This window comes from Aestuarium sp. (assembly GCF_023253315.1).
In the GTDB taxonomy this organism is placed as follows: Bacteria; Pseudomonadota; Alphaproteobacteria; order Rhodobacterales; family Rhodobacteraceae; genus Marivivens; species Marivivens donghaensis.
In genome coordinates this window covers 1-1,184 of the sequence record NZ_JALRGW010000086.1, presented here as the reverse complement: position 1 = coordinate 1,184, position 1,184 = coordinate 1, and the positions used below count along the sequence as shown (strand labels likewise).

Genomic DNA, 1,184 nt, shown 5'->3' with positions numbered 1-1,184 from the left:
GTCCTGGGTTTTCATTAATTTAACATTTGGCTCTAAATGAAACCGTATATCAAATTTTAAATTCAGATTAGTTTTTTTAATCGTAACTTTATCAGTGCCAACAAATTTAAATTGCTCCGGATAATATTCAATATCTCTCTCATGAATTGCACTATATTTTTTGTTATATCCATCATGAGAAGCACTGATTTTCCAATAATTTTTTTCAAAAACTATATTTTTTTTTAAGATTTTTAATCTATTTTTTAATAAGTAGTCTTTTTTTATTTTTTCAAACTTACATGAGGAATTGTCATCAAGAATTAAAGTACTATGAGTTGCAGTTGATTTTGAAAGTTGAGCAAGCTTTTCATTATTGCCAGTATAATACCCACAATTACTAATTAACTTTTTTCCATTTGAGTTTATTTCAAAAGACAATGACCCTGATTGGTATTCTGCAGAAGAACTAATTGATGGGGGCTCACCAACATCCATGGTTATGGATATCTTTTTGTCATGTAAAATAGCATATCCACCAAACTCTTTATTTTCGTTTTTAAACTTATAACCAAATCTTCTCAAATAATGATCAAATTCATCATTATTAGAAATATTGTTACCATTCATTAGAATGTCAGATTTAATGTTTTGCCATGTAAAAGCATATCCCTGACCTAAATAAAATATAGTTTCATTAATTGAATCAGGCACTTCAACTTGCGCTTCTTTAAACCACTCTCTAATTAAAATGAAATATTTAAGGTAGAAGATTAACTGCTTAATGCTTCTAGATTTTGTAAATCCAAAGTTATCAAATTCAGAGTTAGATATTTTCTTTAATAGATTAAGGCCATATGAAAGATATTTTTTTTCATCTTTATAGCTTAGCCCGACTAAAATAATTGCTGCACAGCCTATTATTTTATTATTTGTATTTTTAGAGTTATTTATCTCTCCTATTAGATGATTAGTTTGCTTTTGGATCATGCCATTAAAAATTTCTAAATAATTTTTATCAGCTTGCTCCAAAGTCAAACTATGATTAGAGAGCCAGGCTATTATTCTTTTAGAAGTAAGATCAAATTCCCAGCTTCTTGAATTATATTTGTGATTTTTAGTTATCCAATCAGATACAATTTTTTGTGTTTTTTTTCTTGATGATTTTAAATCAAGGGTAAAAAACCAATAAAAATTATTTAATC

At 26.9% G+C, this 1,184-nt stretch carries 1 protein-coding gene; it reads right to left on the bottom strand.

Annotated elements, in window-relative coordinates; all coding sequences use genetic code 11:
- Positions 1-1,184 (bottom strand): heparinase II/III domain-containing protein (locus AC1QQ2_RS14285; protein ID WP_479713638.1); only part of this gene is annotated, 1,184 nt, incomplete at both ends.